This is a genomic window from Burkholderia sp. LMU1-1-1.1 (assembly GCF_040675865.1).
Taxonomy (GTDB): Bacteria; Pseudomonadota; Gammaproteobacteria; order Burkholderiales; family Burkholderiaceae_D; genus Rugamonas.
Genome location: NZ_JBEGHG010000003.1, coordinates 89,229 through 104,005 on the forward strand (window position 1 = coordinate 89,229; position 14,777 = coordinate 104,005).

At 67.8% G+C, this 14,777-nt stretch carries 12 protein-coding genes; 4 read left to right on the top strand and 8 right to left on the bottom strand.

What is annotated here, in order from left to right; all coding sequences use genetic code 11:
- Positions 1-7: 7 nt before the first annotated feature.
- The 3 genes from MRBLMU1_RS04030 to MRBLMU1_RS04040 form a co-directional block, all read right to left on the bottom strand.
- On the bottom strand, positions 8-1,126 hold the full coding sequence (locus MRBLMU1_RS04030) for an acyltransferase family protein (protein WP_363497382.1): 1,119 nt from the start codon (positions 1,124-1,126) through the stop codon (positions 8-10).
- A 9-nt stretch (positions 1,127-1,135) separates the two neighbouring features.
- Positions 1,136-2,575, bottom strand: coding sequence for an O-antigen ligase family protein (locus MRBLMU1_RS04035; RefSeq protein ID WP_363497385.1), 1,440 nt, complete (start codon positions 2,573-2,575; stop codon positions 1,136-1,138).
- Between the two features lie 64 nt (positions 2,576-2,639).
- Positions 2,640-3,713, bottom strand: coding sequence for a glycosyltransferase (locus MRBLMU1_RS04040; protein WP_363497388.1), 1,074 nt, complete (start codon positions 3,711-3,713; stop codon positions 2,640-2,642).
- Positions 3,714-4,009: 296 nt separating this feature from the next.
- Between MRBLMU1_RS04040 and MRBLMU1_RS04045 the strand changes: the two genes are divergently transcribed.
- From MRBLMU1_RS04045 to MRBLMU1_RS04060, 4 genes are read left to right on the top strand one after another with little or no spacing between them, the layout of a single operon-like run.
- On the top strand, positions 4,010-5,383 hold the full coding sequence (locus tag MRBLMU1_RS04045) for a UDP-glucose dehydrogenase family protein (protein ID WP_363497391.1): 1,374 nt from the start codon (positions 4,010-4,012) through the stop codon (positions 5,381-5,383).
- A gap of 8 nt (positions 5,384-5,391) precedes the next feature.
- Positions 5,392-6,264: a hypothetical protein gene (locus tag MRBLMU1_RS04050; RefSeq protein ID WP_363497394.1), complete on the top strand. Its 873-nt coding sequence runs from the start codon at positions 5,392-5,394 to the stop codon at positions 6,262-6,264.
- Positions 6,264-7,694 (top strand): MOP flippase family protein, encoded by a 1,431-nt coding sequence (locus tag MRBLMU1_RS04055; protein ID WP_363497396.1) that lies wholly within the window; start codon positions 6,264-6,266, stop codon positions 7,692-7,694. Before MRBLMU1_RS04050 ends, MRBLMU1_RS04055 begins: the two co-directional genes overlap by 1 nt.
- 57 nt (positions 7,695-7,751) lie before the next feature.
- Positions 7,752-8,618: a glycosyltransferase gene (locus MRBLMU1_RS04060; RefSeq protein WP_363497399.1), complete on the top strand. Its 867-nt coding sequence runs from the start codon at positions 7,752-7,754 to the stop codon at positions 8,616-8,618.
- A gap of 296 nt (positions 8,619-8,914) precedes the next feature.
- Here MRBLMU1_RS04060 and xrtB read toward each other — a convergent pair whose 3' ends face one another.
- From xrtB to MRBLMU1_RS04085, 5 genes are read right to left on the bottom strand one after another with little or no spacing between them, the layout of a single operon-like run.
- Positions 8,915-10,537 (bottom strand): exosortase B, encoded by a 1,623-nt coding sequence (xrtB, locus tag MRBLMU1_RS04065; protein ID WP_363497401.1) that lies wholly within the window; start codon positions 10,535-10,537, stop codon positions 8,915-8,917.
- A 13-nt stretch (positions 10,538-10,550) separates the two neighbouring features.
- Positions 10,551-11,456, bottom strand: a complete 906-nt coding sequence (epsG, locus tag MRBLMU1_RS04070; RefSeq protein WP_363497404.1) for a chain length determinant protein tyrosine kinase EpsG — start codon at positions 11,454-11,456, stop codon at positions 10,551-10,553.
- A gap of 46 nt (positions 11,457-11,502) precedes the next feature.
- A complete protein-coding gene (epsF, locus tag MRBLMU1_RS04075) occupies positions 11,503-12,912 on the bottom strand; it encodes a chain length determinant protein EpsF (protein WP_363497407.1) in 1,410 nt (469 codons plus the stop codon).
- A gap of 55 nt (positions 12,913-12,967) precedes the next feature.
- Positions 12,968-13,756, bottom strand: coding sequence for a polysaccharide export protein EpsE (gene epsE, locus MRBLMU1_RS04080; protein WP_363497410.1), 789 nt, complete (start codon positions 13,754-13,756; stop codon positions 12,968-12,970).
- Positions 13,757-13,802: 46 nt separating this feature from the next.
- Positions 13,803-14,771 carry an EpsD family peptidyl-prolyl cis-trans isomerase gene (locus tag MRBLMU1_RS04085; protein WP_363497413.1) on the bottom strand — a complete coding sequence of 323 codons (969 nt, stop codon included), beginning with the start codon at positions 14,769-14,771 and terminating at the stop codon, positions 13,803-13,805.
- Positions 14,772-14,777: the final 6 nt, after the last annotated feature.

A 14,777-nucleotide genomic window follows, 5' to 3' on the forward strand; every position in this document is an offset into this window, starting at 1 on the left:
AAGCGCGTTAGGGCTGTGGAAGGGTAACGTCGTCGGGCTTGGCGGCGCTGGCGCCGGCCGGCTTGCCGGCCAGCCTGCCGGCCCAGCGGCGGCCGAGGGCCATGAACCAGGCCTCGTAATAGCGGGTCGACAGCCAGGCCAGCAGGAACAGCACCAGGAACAACAGCGGGCGCTTGGCGTACTTGACCATCAGATCGCCATCGCCGTCGCCCAGCCAGCTATGCATGAGCAGCGGATGGATCACATACAGCGCGTACGAGATGCCGGCCACGAAGATCAGGAAGCGCCCGTGCAGCGCCCGTCCCAGGACCGCGTCCGGACGCACCAGCGTGGCGCCGACCAGCAGCGCGGCCAGATAGGGGCGCAGGTAGTTGAGCCACTGGCCCTGCGGCATGCACGACCAGGTCAGCAGCACCAGCACCGGCAGTTGCGGCACGCGCGCCAGCCAGCCGCGGGCGTTGGCGCCGAGCTTGCCGTGGTAGGCCAGCGCCAAGGTGCAACCGGCCAGGATCTCGTCGATGCGGTAATAGCTGACCGACGAGGCGGTGACGATGTCCCACACGCGCAGCCCGGTGAAACCGAGCGCCAGCAGCGGCAGCAACAGCAGGCCGCGCGCCCGCAGCACCCACACCAGCAGCGCCACGCCGACGTAGAACTGCATCTCCATGCACAGGCTCCACAGGTGCTCGGTCATCGGCGTCAGCAGGTTGAGGCGGCCGTCGCCGGGCGGCAGGTTGGCGTAAAACAGGTAGTGGGCGGCCCAGGTCGCCAGCGGCGCGGCGGCGATCGCCAGCGCGATGAGCATGTACAACCAGGCCAGCGGCAGCACCCGGCAAAACCGCCGGATCAGGAAGCCGGACACGCGCTGGTCCTTGAGCAGGAACGAGGTGATCAAAAAACCCGACAGGTTGAAGAACACCACCATGCCGAGGATGCCGACGCTGTAGTTGAACATGTAGTGGTGCGGCCCCAGCGGCAGCAGATGGGCCGCCAGCACGAACAGGATGCTGATGCCGCGCCAGCCGTCGAGCACCGACAGGTGGGGCGGATGCGCGGGCGGCGCGGCCGGCGAGGGAATCGCCGCCGGCGCGGAGGCCGGCAGGGGGGAAAGCGAACGATGCGGCATAACCATGGTTCAGCGCGCCCGGGCGGCCGGCGCCGGGGCGGCCGCGGCGTGGTGCAGGCACAGCGAGCAGCCGGCGCCGACCGCGAACCACAGATACCAGTTGTACGACAGATAATAGAACATGTTGTCGCTGAAGCTGCACACCAGCAGGTTGGCCACCAGCACCAGCAAGGTGAAGCCGGCCAGGCGGTCGAACTTGAGCAGCGGCCACAGCTGGCGCATCATCGAGTAGGCCAGCCAGAAGAAGGTGACCAGGCCGAACACGCCCAGTTCGAACAGCAGCTGCACATAGACGCTGTGGGCGCCGTAGTTGATCTTGCCGGCGAACGGGAAGAAGATCACCGAATACTTGATGAACGACTGCAGGCCGTTGCCGGTCAGGAAGCTCAGCGGTTGCATGTAGTCGATGCCGGTCTGCCACAGATAAACGCGCCACGCGAACGAATTGAGGTTGGCGTAGATGGTCACCTCGTTGCCGTGGCCCAGTTCCAACAGGCGGTCGCCGACGCCGGGGATCAGCAGGCCGATCGCGCCGAGCACGCCCATGTAAATCAGGTAGCGGCGCTCGAAAATGAGGGCGTACAGGCCGAAGGCGAAGCCGACGGCGCTCCAGGCGGCGCGCGTCTTGGTCAGCAGCAACAAACACAACAGCACGATCAGGTACAGCGACATGAACACGCGCACCCGCATCGTGGTGTGGGCCGGCAGCGTCTTGAGCAGGTAGAACGCCAGCGCGATCACCACCGTCAGGTAGAAGGCCAGCACGTTGGGGTGGCCGAAGGTGCTGCGCAGCCGGAATTCGCCGCCGATGTGGCCGCCCGCCATGGCCATCGAGACGAAGGCGTAGATCACCGGGATCGCCGACGACCACATCACCAGCTTGAGACAGGCGCGGAAGTCCTCGCGGTTGCGCACGCAGTAATAGCCGCCGACGAACATGGCGAAGTAGGACACCTGGGTCAGGAACAGGCGCGCGGCCTCGCCGCGCTCGGGCGACAGGATCATGCCCAGCAAGGTGAGCAGCAGGAACGGCCACCACGCGGTGTAGCCGCGCCGCGGCATGTTGCCCGGCCGCTCCAGGACCAGCATGACGGCCAGCACGATCACCATGCCGTTGATGACGCCGCCGATGCCCAGCGGGTAGCTGCCGATCGAGAAGCGGGTCAGTTCGAGCACGTTGTCGCCGCTGGCGCGCAGCACGATAATCATCAGCAAGGTCAGCTTGCGGTCGTAGATGATCAACAGCCCGATCACCAGCGCCGCCGGCAGCGCCATCAGCTTGCCCAGGCTGCCGTTCATCAGGTTCACCAGGATCGGCGTGGCCGCCCCCAGGAAGGCGGCGACGAGCACCAGCAGCGCCCCGACCAGATAGACGGGGCGGAACGGATTCCTCAGGATGTCGGGCGCCTTGAACGACCTGAGCGAGGCCAAGTTGGGCAGAGTTGCCATAGTGTACCTATCAGTTATAAGAACGGAGGTCGCGCATCGCGGCGCGGCCCGCCAAAAAGTGTGCTCAAGCCGGTTCGGCCGCCACGCGCAGCCGACGCTTGCCCGGCAACAGCCGGATCAGCCAGGAGCGTATCGCATTCCATTCGCCCGTCTCCGGCCGGTGGGCGGCGCGGAACGCCCGGTAGCGCCACAGCAGGCCGGCGCCGTTGCGGGTGGCCAGCGCGCGCCGGTAGCGCAACTCGCGCTCGAGCGCCGGCGAATCGCCCAGGCCGCGCCGCAGCACGTCGGCCAGCCGCGCGAAGTCGGCGTCGAAATTGCGCCGGCCGTCGACGTCGAGCAGCAGGCCGCCGTGGTTGCAGAACGGCGCCGGATCGACATACGGCAGCCGGTGCCGCGCGCAGAACGAGCGCATCAAAAAGCGCGAGATCGCCAGCGACAAGGTGGTCTGCTCCATGAACTTGGTGGCGCTGACGTTGTTGCCGTGCCAACGGTAGAGTATCAATTGCTGCGGCACGTTGTCGCACCGGCCCAGCACGGCCAACTGGCCGAACAGGAAATAATCCTCCGCCAGGTTGGGCACTTCCAGGCTTTGCGACGGCGCCAGCGCGCCGAGGAAATCGACGCCGTAGCGGGCGCCCAATTCGACCATCGCGCTGCGCCGCAACATGGCGGTCGGATGGGCCACCGGATTACGGAACAGGCCGGCGGCGGTGACGCGCGCGCGCCCCACCGGCACCGACATCTCGCCCAGCGGCGCGCCGGCCGCGTCGATCACCAAGGCCTGGCCGCCGATGGCCACGCACTCGGGCTCGGCGGCGAAGGCCGCCAGCGTGATCGCCATGCGCTCGGGAACGCAAACATCGTCGGCGTCGTGGCGCATGACGAATTCGGCGTCGGCCAGATCGAGCCCGGCGTTGAGCAGGCCGGACAGGCCCTGCGCGTGCGGCAGGCGGTGCAGCTCGATGCGGGGGTCGCGCCGCTGGTACTCCTGGACCATCTCGGCGCTGCCATCGGTGGAACCGTGGTCGAGCACCAGCGCGCGCCAGTCGGCGAACGTCTGCGCCAACAGGCTGTCGAGCGATTCCGCAAGGAAATCAACTCCGTTCTTGACAGGCAACAAGACATCGATCTTTGCCAACTTAAAACTCCTGCTAACGCGTTAAAAAGACACCGTGCCACGGCCGGCCCCGAATTGTTCCGCCAGGCGCGCCACCCGCTATTCTAGCATGCAAGAATAGCAATGGGCCGTAACGGGACGACACCCGCGCGGCCGACGGCGCGCGCGCTTCGATTCAAAATAATCCGATGCAAATGTCGATAACGTGTAAAATTCCCAACAAATGCTGCAGCGTAGCATAGCATGAGATAGTGATGTAACGATACTGCGCCGTGCGGTCCCCGGCGGCGCGCAAACAGTGAAAATAAGGAACGCGAATGAAAATTACGGTGATTGGATCGGGCTATGTGGGCCTGGTGACGGGCGCCTGCCTGGCGGAGCTGGGCAACTCGGTGTTTTGCCTCGACGTCGACGCGCGCAAGATCGACATCCTCAATAATGGCGGCGTGCCGATCTACGAGCCGGGCCTGAAGGAGATCATCGAGCGCAACCGCGCCGCCGGGCGCCTGACCTTCTCCACCGACGTCGCCGCCAGCGTCGCGCACGGCGATATCCAGTTCATCGCGGTCGGCACCCCGCCCGACGAGGACGGCTCGGCCGACCTGCAATACGTCGTTGCTGCAGCGCGCAATATCGGCCGCCACATGACCGCCTTCAAGGTTGTCGTCGATAAATCGACGGTTCCGGTCGGCACCGGCGAGAAGGTGCGCGCCGCCATCGCCGAGGAACTGGCCGCCCGCGGCGCCGACGTCGGCGTGACGGTGGTGTCGAACCCCGAGTTCCTCAAGGAAGGCGCGGCCGTGGACGATTTCATGCGCCCGGACCGCATCGTCATCGGCGCCGACACCGACGCCGCCGGCCAGCAGGCGCGCGACAAGATGCGCGAACTGTACGCCCCGCTCAACCGCAACCACGAACGCATCCTGTACATGGACGTGCGCTCGGCCGAGTTCACCAAATACGCCGCCAACGCCATGCTGGCCACCCGCATCTCGTTCATGAACGAGCTGGCCAACCTGGCCGACAAGCTCGACGTCGACATTGAAAACGTCCGCAAGGGCATCGGCTCCGACCCGCGCATCGGCTTCAGCTTCCTGTACGCCGGCACCGGCTACGGCGGCTCGTGCTTCCCGAAAGACGTGCAGGCGCTGGTGCGCAGCGCCGGCGAGTTCGGCCAGCACCTGGAGATCCTCCACGCGGTCGAGTCGGTCAACAACCAGCAAAAGCAGATTTTGCTGGGCAAGATCGTCGCCCGCCTGGGCGAGGACCTGAGCGGCAAGACCTTCGCCATGTGGGGCCTGGCCTTCAAGCCCAACACCGACGACATGCGCGCCGCCCCGAGCCGCGTGATGGTCAAGGAACTGCTCAAGCGCGGCGCCAAGGTGGTCGCGTTCGATCCGGTGTCGATGGAGGAGGCGCGCCACGCCTTCGAACTGGACCTGGCGGACCTGCCGGCCGAACAGCGCGGCCTGTCCTATAGCGACGCGCCGATGAGCGCGGTCGAAGGCGCCGACGCGCTGATCATCATGACCGAATGGAAAGCGTTCAAGAGCCCGGACTTCGGCGCCCTCAAGGCCGCGCTGTCGCAGCCGCTGATCTTCGACGGCCGCAACCTGTACGAGCCGGCCACGATGCGCAAGGAAGGCGTCGAATACCACGCGATCGGCCGCGCCGGCAAGCACGCCGGCTAGGACGCTCGATGACTAGCTGGTTGAAGAACAAGGCGCGCCGGCTGGCCCAGCGCGCCGCGAACCTGCGCCGCCTCGTCGTGCTCGAGCGCGACTGGCTGGCGTACGGGCGCCATTACGGCGCCCGCCGCGGCGCCAACGGCGGCGCCGACGTGGTGGTCTCGCTGACCTCCTACCCGCCCCGCTTCGCCACCCTGCACCTGACGCTCAAGTCGCTGCTGTCGCAGTCGCAGGCGCCGGCGCGGGTGGTGCTGTGGATCGCCCATGGCGACATGGACAAGCTGCCGCCGGCGGTGACGGCGCTGCGCGCGGCCGGCCTGGAGATCGAGGCCTGCGACGACACCCGCTCGTACAAGAAAATGATTCCGCTGCTGCAACAAGGCGAACAGCGCGCCATCGTCACCGCCGACGACGACGTGTATTACTGGCGCGACTGGCTGCGCCAGCTCACCGAGGCGCGCGTGCCGGGCAAGCTGGAGGTGATCTGCCACCGCATGCACCGCATGCGCCTGGACGCCGCCGGCCTGCCGCTGTCGTATAACGACTGGGAGTTCGAGGCCGCCAACAACGAGTCGAGCCGGCTTAACTTCCCCACCGGCATCGGCGGCACGCTGTACCCGGCCGGCGTGTTCGGCCCCGAGGTGCTCGACGTCGCCGCCTTCACGCGGCTGTGCCCGCGCGGCGACGACATCTGGTTCTGGTGGATGGCGCGCGCCCGCGGCGCCACCTTCCGCCGCGCCGACGCCCGCCACGAGATCTATTGCTGGGACGGTTCCCAGGAGGTGGCGCTGTGGCTCGACAACGTCGGCGCCCGCTACAACGACGAACAACTCCAGGCCATGATCGCGGCCTATGGTTTCACCAATGAAAGAAGCACCGCCTGATGTCCGCCATGTCGAACGCGCGCTGGCTCACGCTGGCGCAAGCGGCACGTATCGTGCTGCAACTGGTGTCGCTGGTCATCCTGGCGCGCCTGCTCCCCCCTTCCGAATACGGCCTGCTGGCGATGGCCACCGTGGCCATGAACTTCGCCTACCTGCTGCGCGACATGGGCACCGCCGCCGCCATCGTGCAGAAGGAGGACCTCAGCGACCACACCACCAACACCGTGTTCTGGCTCAACGTCGGCATGGGCCTGCTGCTGGCCGCCGTGCTGTGCGCGGCCTCGCCGGTGGCGGCCAGCTACTTCCGCACCGAGCGCCTGGCGCCGGTGCTGTGCCTGCTGGCGGTGGCCTTTCCCGTCACCAGCGCCAGCGCCGTGCACCAGGCGCTGCTCGAGCGCCGCTCCGGTTTCCGCACCCTGGCGCGGATCGAACTGGTGTCGGCGCTGTCGGGCCTGCTCGCGGCGGTGGCGCTGGCCTACGCCGGCTTCGGCGTCTACGCGCTGGTGTGGCAGACGCTGACGGCGGCGGCCGTGTCGACGGTCCAGCTGTGGCTGGCGAACGGCTGGCGCCCCAAGTGGGTCTGGAGCATGGACGAGTTCAAATCGCTGTGGGGCTTCAGCGGCAACCTGACCGGCTTCAGCTTCATCAATTTCTTCGCCCGCAACGCCGACAGCCTGGTCATCGGCCGCGTGCTCGGCCAGGTGCAGCTGGGCATCTACGCCCAGGCCTACAAGCTGATGATGTTCCCATTGCAAAGCATGAGCGCGGTCGCGGGGCGCGCGCTGTTCCCCGTCATGAGCCGCCAGCAAAACGACCGCCCGCAGATGGCGCTGCTGTACCTGCGCGCGCTGCGCCTGATCGCCACCATGACGGCGCCGATGATGGCCGGCCTGTGGGTGCTGCGCGAACCGTTCGTCACCGTCGCGCTCGGTCCGAAATGGGCCACCGTGCCCATCGTGCTGGCCTGGCTGGCGCCGGTCGGTTTCATCCAGTCGCTCATCACCACCACCGGCACCGTGTTCATGTCGACCGGGCGCACCGACCTGATGATGCGGCTCGGCCTGCTCGGGGCGATTTTGCAGGTCGGCAGCTTCTTCATCGGCGTGCAATGGGGCATCGAGGGGGTGGCGATCTGCTACCTCGTCGCCAACGTGCTCAACGGCTTGCCGCACTTCTACTACGCCACCCGCCAGTTGCACAGCGACCTCGGGGCGCTGACGCGCGCCATCTGGCAGGCGCCGCTGTTCGCGCTGCTGATGGTGGCCGCGATCTACCCGGCCCAGCAATGGCTGCTGGCCCGGCAGGCCGCACCGCAGATGCAGCTGATCGTGGTCGGCCTGCTCGGCGCGGCCGTGTACGGCGCGCTGACGTTCGTGTTCTCCAAGGCGCTGGTGCAGGACTTGAAAAAAATGGCGGGCCTGGGCGGCTAGCGGACGGCGCCGCGCGCCGTCCCGCCGTATTGTTTCCTTCTTTTACCGGAGCGTCCCATGGGCACACTCGTTACGATCTACATCCCCACTAAAAACCGCGAGGCGCTGCTGCGGCGCGCGGTGCAGTCGGTGTTCGGCCAGACCCACGCCGACGTCGAACTGATCATCGTCTCCGACGGCGCCACCGACGGCACCTGCGACTACGTGCGCAGCCTGCAGGGCGCGCACAACGTCAAGCTGATCCACAACGAGTCCTCGCTCGGCGCCTGCGCCGCGCGCAACCAGGCGCTGGACATCGCCGAGGGCGAGTTCATCACCGGCCTCGACGACGACGACATGTTCCTGCCGCACCGGCTTGAGCGTTTCCTGGCCGCCTGGCGCGCGCGCGAACAGACGGGCGAGCGCTTCTCGTGCCTGTTCGACCGCCGCATCGTCGACCAGGGCGGCGCGGTGACCCTGGCCAACGCGGCGCCGGTGGCCGATTACGAGGCGTTGCTGGGCGAGAACGTCATCGGCAACCAGGTGTTCACGACGCCGGTGCGCATGCGCGAGGCCGGCGGTTTCGACGCCGCCATGCCGGCGTGGCAGGACTGGGAAATGTGGGTGCGGCTGGTGCAACATGGCGGCCCGGCGTACAACATCGGCGCCAACAGCTATCTGATGGACGTGTCGCACGAGTTCGAGCGCATCACGCTCAAGTCGGGCGACCGCATCGTCCAGGCCGCGAAACTGTTCTACGCCAAGCATGGCAAGGGCGGGCGCGCCCTGCCCGGCCTGCTCAATTCGCTGGGGGCGTATCCGCAGATCCGCCTGAGCCTGGGCGACCTGCTGGTCATGGCGGGCGAGCCGGCCACCCGCCGCCACGCGCTGCGGCAGCTGCGCCGGCGCCAGTTCAAGCCGACCATGGCCGGCACGCTGGCCTGACAGTCAAACCCGAAGCCCATCTAAAACACGTAGGGCGGATTAGCGCAGCGTAATCCGCCATGCATGCGCCGCCGGCGGCGCATAAATGGCGGATTACGGCGTTCCGCCTAATCCGCCCTACGTGATTCCGTTGAAACCGCATACGTCACAGGCCGCCGGTCGATGCGGCCGTTGAAACGCATACGTGACAGGCCGTCGGTCGGTGACCGTTGAAACGCATACGCCACGGTCCCCCGGCCAATAGAAAACGGCCCCTTCCGGGGCCGCTGTCACATCGACATCCAAACACCATCGCCTCAGCGCGCCACCAGCTTGTGGCCGCGCGGATCGTTGGCCGCCACCAGCTGGCGCAGGAAGTCCTGCTGCACCGCGTACGCGGCCTTGGTCTCGCTCTGGTCGCGCACCAGGGTCGAAGCGCGCACCAGGATGCCGTCGGCGACCTTGCCCGCCAGGCCGTCACGGAAGATCTTCATGCGCATGTCGAAACCGCCCTGCGGATAGGCGTCGCTGATGCGGGTCCAGTAGGTGACCGCCTCGAGCCGGTTCTGGCTGGACGCGACCATGTGCTTGCCCGGCAAGGCGCCGGCCGGCGTCACCGCCAGGCTCGCCGGGCTCAACGCGATGACCTTGTAGCCCTGGGCCGGATAGCAAATCTCCGGCAGGTGCAATTTGACGTCCTGGCGCTGTTCCTTGGCATAGGCCAGCGCCAGCATCACCTGCACGCCGTCGCGGTTGACATAGGTGCGCATCAGCACGTCGTCGTAGGGCTGCTCGAGGCTGCGTCCGCCGTCCTCGGCGGTCGACAGCTCGGCCTGGGCGCTGGCGTTGGGCACCTCGGTCCAGTCGCCGAAGCGGGTCGGCACGCTGGTCGCCAAGGTCGTGCCGCCGGCCACCGACTCAAGGGTCGGCGTGAGCGCGTGCGCCAGCGCGACGGTGCCGACCATGGCCGCCAGCATCGCCAGCGCCGGGCGCAGCGCCACGTGGGTCAGCTGGCGCCAGGCGCCTGCGGCCACCGCCGGCAGTTGCAGGCCGGCCTGCTCGTCGTCGTCGCGCTTGGTGCGGTTGCGCACCAGCCAGCTCAGCGCGCTGTCGACGCCGATGATCAGCAGCAGCGCCGACAGGAACAGCACCAGCCCGGAGAAGCCGTGCAGGAAGCCCTGGCCGGCGGCGTCGCCGAAGTGGTAGGTGATCAGCGACAGGAACATGATGCGCAAGGTGTTGGCGGTGAACGAGATCGGCACGATCAGGATCGCCAGCACGACGTTGCGCACCACCGACGGGTGGCGCACCAGGTTCATGTACAGCAAGCCCAGCGCCTCGAGCGTGAACAGCGAGTTCAGGCCGGCGCAGGCGTCGGCCACCAGCAACTGGTACTGGCCGATGGTGAGGATCACGCCGCTGCGCGCGATCGGGTAGCCGAACCAGTACAGCAGGTGCTCGGTGGCGTACGACACGCCGATCTTCATCGGCAGGGTCACCACGTCGACGATCGAGGCCGGCAGCGGAATCATGAACAGCATGAAGAAGAAGGCGAACCACATGCGCGACCAGGTGCGCACGCCGTAGAAGGCGATCAGCACGCCGCTGAGCACGGGGATCAGCGAGCCGACCTCGAACAGCAGCACGCCCTGCGAGCGGCCCAGCACGTACAGCACCAGGCCGAGCAGCAGCGCGGCGGCGCCGGCCACCGGCGCCGGACGGCGCTCGAAGCGCTCCTGCGACAACAGCTGGCGCATGCGGAAATACAGGAAGCCGAAGGCGACGGTCATGACGATCGGGCCGTGGGCGTTGCGGTCGGAACTCCAGGCGCCGTGGAACAGGTCCCAGAACGTCGGCAGATACACCACGCCCAGTCCGACCAGGAGCAGGATCGATGGCGCCAGCGCCGCACGCGGCGCGCTGACTGGTTGGGTGGCCATGGTGTCCATCGCGTTAGAAGTTGTTCAGCACGGTGCCGACGAGGTGCACGCGCGCTTCGCTGAGCGCGCCGATCAGGTTGTGCACCTGGTTGACGTGGGTGGCGTCCTGGCGGGTGACGACCAGCGCGGCGCCGGCGCGGCCGGCGACCATCTGCGCGTCCGAGCATTCGCCGCCGGCCGGGGTGTCGATCAGGATCACGTCGAACTGCGGGGCCAGCTCGCGCAGCAGCTTGCCCAGGCCCGGACGGCCCAGCAGTTCGGACGGGTTCGGCGGCGGCGCGCCGGCCGTCAGCACCGACAGGTCCAGCAGCGCCGGCACCCGCTGCACGGCCTCGACGCCGTTGCGGTCCGACAGCACCGACGACAGGCCGACCCGGTTCTCCAGGCCGAACAGCGCGTGCTGGCTCGGGTGGCGCATGTCGGCGTCGATCAGCAGGGTGCGCTGGCCTTGTTGCGAGAACACCACCGCCAGGTTGGCGGCCAGGAAGCTGCGGCCGTCGCCGCGCTCGGCGCCGGTGATGGCCAGCGCGCGGCGCTCCTCGCCGGTCTCGAACCAGCGCCACATCAGCTGGTTGCGCAGCGCCCGCAGCGATTCGACGCGGGCGGTGAACGGTTCATAGGCGGCCACCACCGACTCGCTGATGGCGCTCTCGCCGCGCAGCAGGTAGGGATAGTCGTACTGGCGCGACAGCGCGAACTCGATGTCGGCCGTGCTCAGCACGCCCAGCGCCAGCGCGGCGTCGCCGAAGCGCACGTTGTGCTCGACCTGGTGGCGCATCACCTTCTCGGCGTCGGCCACCGACAGGCGCCCCTGTTTGATCAGGATGGCGCCGATCGAGCGGTCCGGCACGGACGACGCGTGCGGCTTGTCGCGCAGCTCCGGCGCCGGGTAGGATGGGACGGTGGAATTCGAATTCATGTGGATGCTCCGTGTGAGTCGGTGTGCCCGGTTGCGGGTCGGGTCGTTACTGCAGCTGCGCCATCGGCGCGGCCGGGCGGTTGCGGCGCAGCGCGCGCTTGGCCGCGCGCGGCGTGGCGATCACGCCCAGCACCGGCAGGCCGAAGGCGTCGCCCATGTGGGCCGCCGAGCGCACCCGCTGGTCGAGCATCTCGAGCAGCAGCACGGCGCCGCCGCCGAGGATGGTGCCGATCACCAGCGACAGCGCCAGGTTCAGCATCAGGCGCGGCGACGACGGCGACGACGGCGTGCTCGCCGTCGACAGCACGGCGATGTCGGACTGCTTGGACTGGCCTTCGAGGTTGGTGGCGTTGTAGCGCTGCATGGCCGATTCGTACGAGCGGCGGGCGTTGTCGGCCTCGTTGCTGAGCACGACGAACTCGTCGCGCGCGCCGTTCATCTCCAGCACGCGCGCCTTCTGCGCCGCCAACGCGGCGCGCAGTTCGCTCTCGCGCTGCTTGTAGATGGTGTTGGTGCCGGCCACGCCGCTCGAGGCGATGCGGATCTGTTCGTTCAGGCTGGCGCGCAGCTTGTCGACCTCGGACTTGGCCGAGATGTATTGCGGGTGGTTCGGCGCCAGGCGCGCCGAGGTGTCGGCGAACTTGGCCTCGGCCATCGCCAGGCTGGACTTCAGACCCTGGATCAAACCGTTGTTGAGCACGTCGGGCGAGCCCTCGGCGTTGCCGGTGGCCTGGCGCGAACGCGATTGCGCCTCCATCGACTGGCCCTGGGCCTGCACCAGCTGGCTCGACAGTTCGTTCAGTCGCGCCATCTCGACGTCGACGCGGGTGTCGGCGTTGTAGATGTTGTTGTCCTTCTGGTATTTCGACAGGCGGCTCTGGGCCACCTCGTACTGCTCGCGCAGCAGCTTGATCTGGGTGTTGATGAAGCCGGAGGCCTGCTGCGCCGGATCGGTCTTCAGTTGCACGCTGAACTGCATGTAGGCGTCGGCGAAGGCGTTGGCGACGGCGGCGACGAACTTCGGATCGCTGCCCTGGAAGTTAATGGTCAGCACGCTGCTGTCGCGCGCCGGTTCGATGTCGACCTTGGCCAGCAACAGGTTGGCCAGCCATTCCTTGATGGTCAGGTCGGTGTTGCCCTTGACCGAGTCGGCGAACTGCTGCTGCACGGCCGGGTTGTCGGCCAGGCGCAGGTTCTCGACCACCTTGAGCGCGACGCTCTTGCTGCGGATGATGTCGGCCTGGGTGACGACGTAGCCGGACATCATCTGCACCGGCAGGCTCATGCCGGTGACCGGATCGACGCCCTTGGTGTTGAGCACGAGCGCGGTGCTGGCCTTGTAGACCTTGGGCAGCAGCAGGCTGATGACGACCGTGGCGGCGACCGTCACGGCCAGGATCATCAGCACGATCTTGTAGCGGGCGCGCAGCGCCAGGAGCAAATGGGTGAAGTTCATGGTTGTCTTTCAAAAAGGGGCGGACGGGCCGCCGGCTGGCCGGCGGTCGGCACTATCAGAACAGGCTCTCGCGCACGTACAGCACGTCGTCGTTCTGCACCAGGTCGTCGTACTTGGCCTCGAGGACCTGCAGCTTGCCCTCGGCGTCGCGGCGCTTGATGCGCAGGCCGCGCTCGGTGCCGCGGGCGGTCAGGCCGCCGCCGGCGGCGAGCGCCTGCAACACCGTCATCGAACGTTCGATGCGGAACATGCCGGGACGCTGCACCTCGCCGTAGATGTAGAAGCGCGGCGCGCGCTCGACGTAGACGACGTCGTTGCCGCTCAGGTCGAGGTCGGCCTTCATGTTGCTCGTGCGCACCAGCTCGGCGACGTCGATGACGTCCTTGGTGGTGGCGCCGTTGCGCGTGCGCAGCACGGTGACGGTGTCGCCGCCGTCGGCGCTGACGCCGCCGGCCAGCGCCAGCACGTCGAGCACGCTACGGCTGCCGTCCAGCGGGTAGCGGCCCGGACGCCCCACCTGGCCGAGCACCGACACCTGCTGGCTTTGCAGCACGGTGACGATCATGTTGACCTGCGGGTTCTTGACGAAGCCGCCCGACACCAGCAGCTGGGCCAGTTTCTTCTCGGCCGCCGCCGTCGGCAGGCCGGCCACCGACACCTGGCCCACCAGCGGGAAGGTGATGAAGCCGGAGGCGCTCACGCGCGTCTCCGTGGTCAGGTCGGGGTTGTTGTAGACCGAGACCTTGACCACGTCGCCGGGGCCGAGCAGCAGTTCGGCCGCGCCGGCCGTGCCCAGGGTCAGCGCCAGCAGCGACGCCATCATCCAAAATACGATTCGTTTCATAATATGTTCTCCGTGTGTGCGGTGGACGGCCCGACGGGCCGCGCCGTTATTTCAGTCCAGCCACGCCGCGGGCGGCGGCGTCGTCGTGTCCGGGCGTGCCCGCCGCCGCCGGCGCGGCCGGGGCCGCCGGGGCGCCCGGCGTGCCGGCCGGGGCCGGCTCGTCGGCCTTGTTGACGTACTCGATCTTGGTGGCCGCGCGCAGGCGCGCCAGTTCGGCCGCCGCCGCTTCCTTGCCGCGGGTGTTCATCAGGTATTGCTCGATCTGCTGGGTCGACGCGGCCAGGTCGACCGGCGTGTCGCGCACGTCGGTGATGGTGACCACCGTGCTGCGCTCGCCCTCGCGGATGATGAACAGCTGGCCCTTGGGCAGCGACAGCAGTTTGTCGCCCAACGCCGGCGCCAGGTCGGCGTAGCTGCGCGAGATCTGGTTGCGGGCGTACTTGACGCTCTTACGGTCGAGCAAGGCCGCGACGTCGTCGAGCGACTTGGCGTCGTCGATGTCCTTCTTGAGGGCGTCGGTCAGGTCGGCCGTCGGCAGCACCAGCTGGCGCATGTCGATCGTCTTACGCTGGGAGAACAACGCCGGGTGCTTGTCGAAGTAGTCCTGGATCTCGTCCTTGGTCGGCTTGGCCGGCGTGCCGACCTTCTTCTGCAGGTAGGCCTGGGCCAGGATCAGCGACTTGGCGCGCTCGATCGCCTGCACCACCTTGGGGTCGCGGTCGGTCTTGTCCTTGATGGCCTCGTTGATGAGCAGCTGGCGGTCCACCAGCGACGCCAGGATCTGCGGCCGGGCCTGCTGCTGCTGGGCCCCCGGCACGCCCGAGCGCGCCAGTTCCTCGTTCAGTTGCAGCGCGGTGATCTCCTCGCTGCCGACCTTCACCAGCGCCTGGCCGGACTTTTGCTCGCCCTTGCCGCAGGCGGCCAGGCCGGCCGCCAGCAGGAGCGCCAGCGCGCCGACGCCGGCGCGGCGCAGGGGGTGGCGTCGCGCGACGCCGTCGAATTGTGTATGGTTCAAAATGTC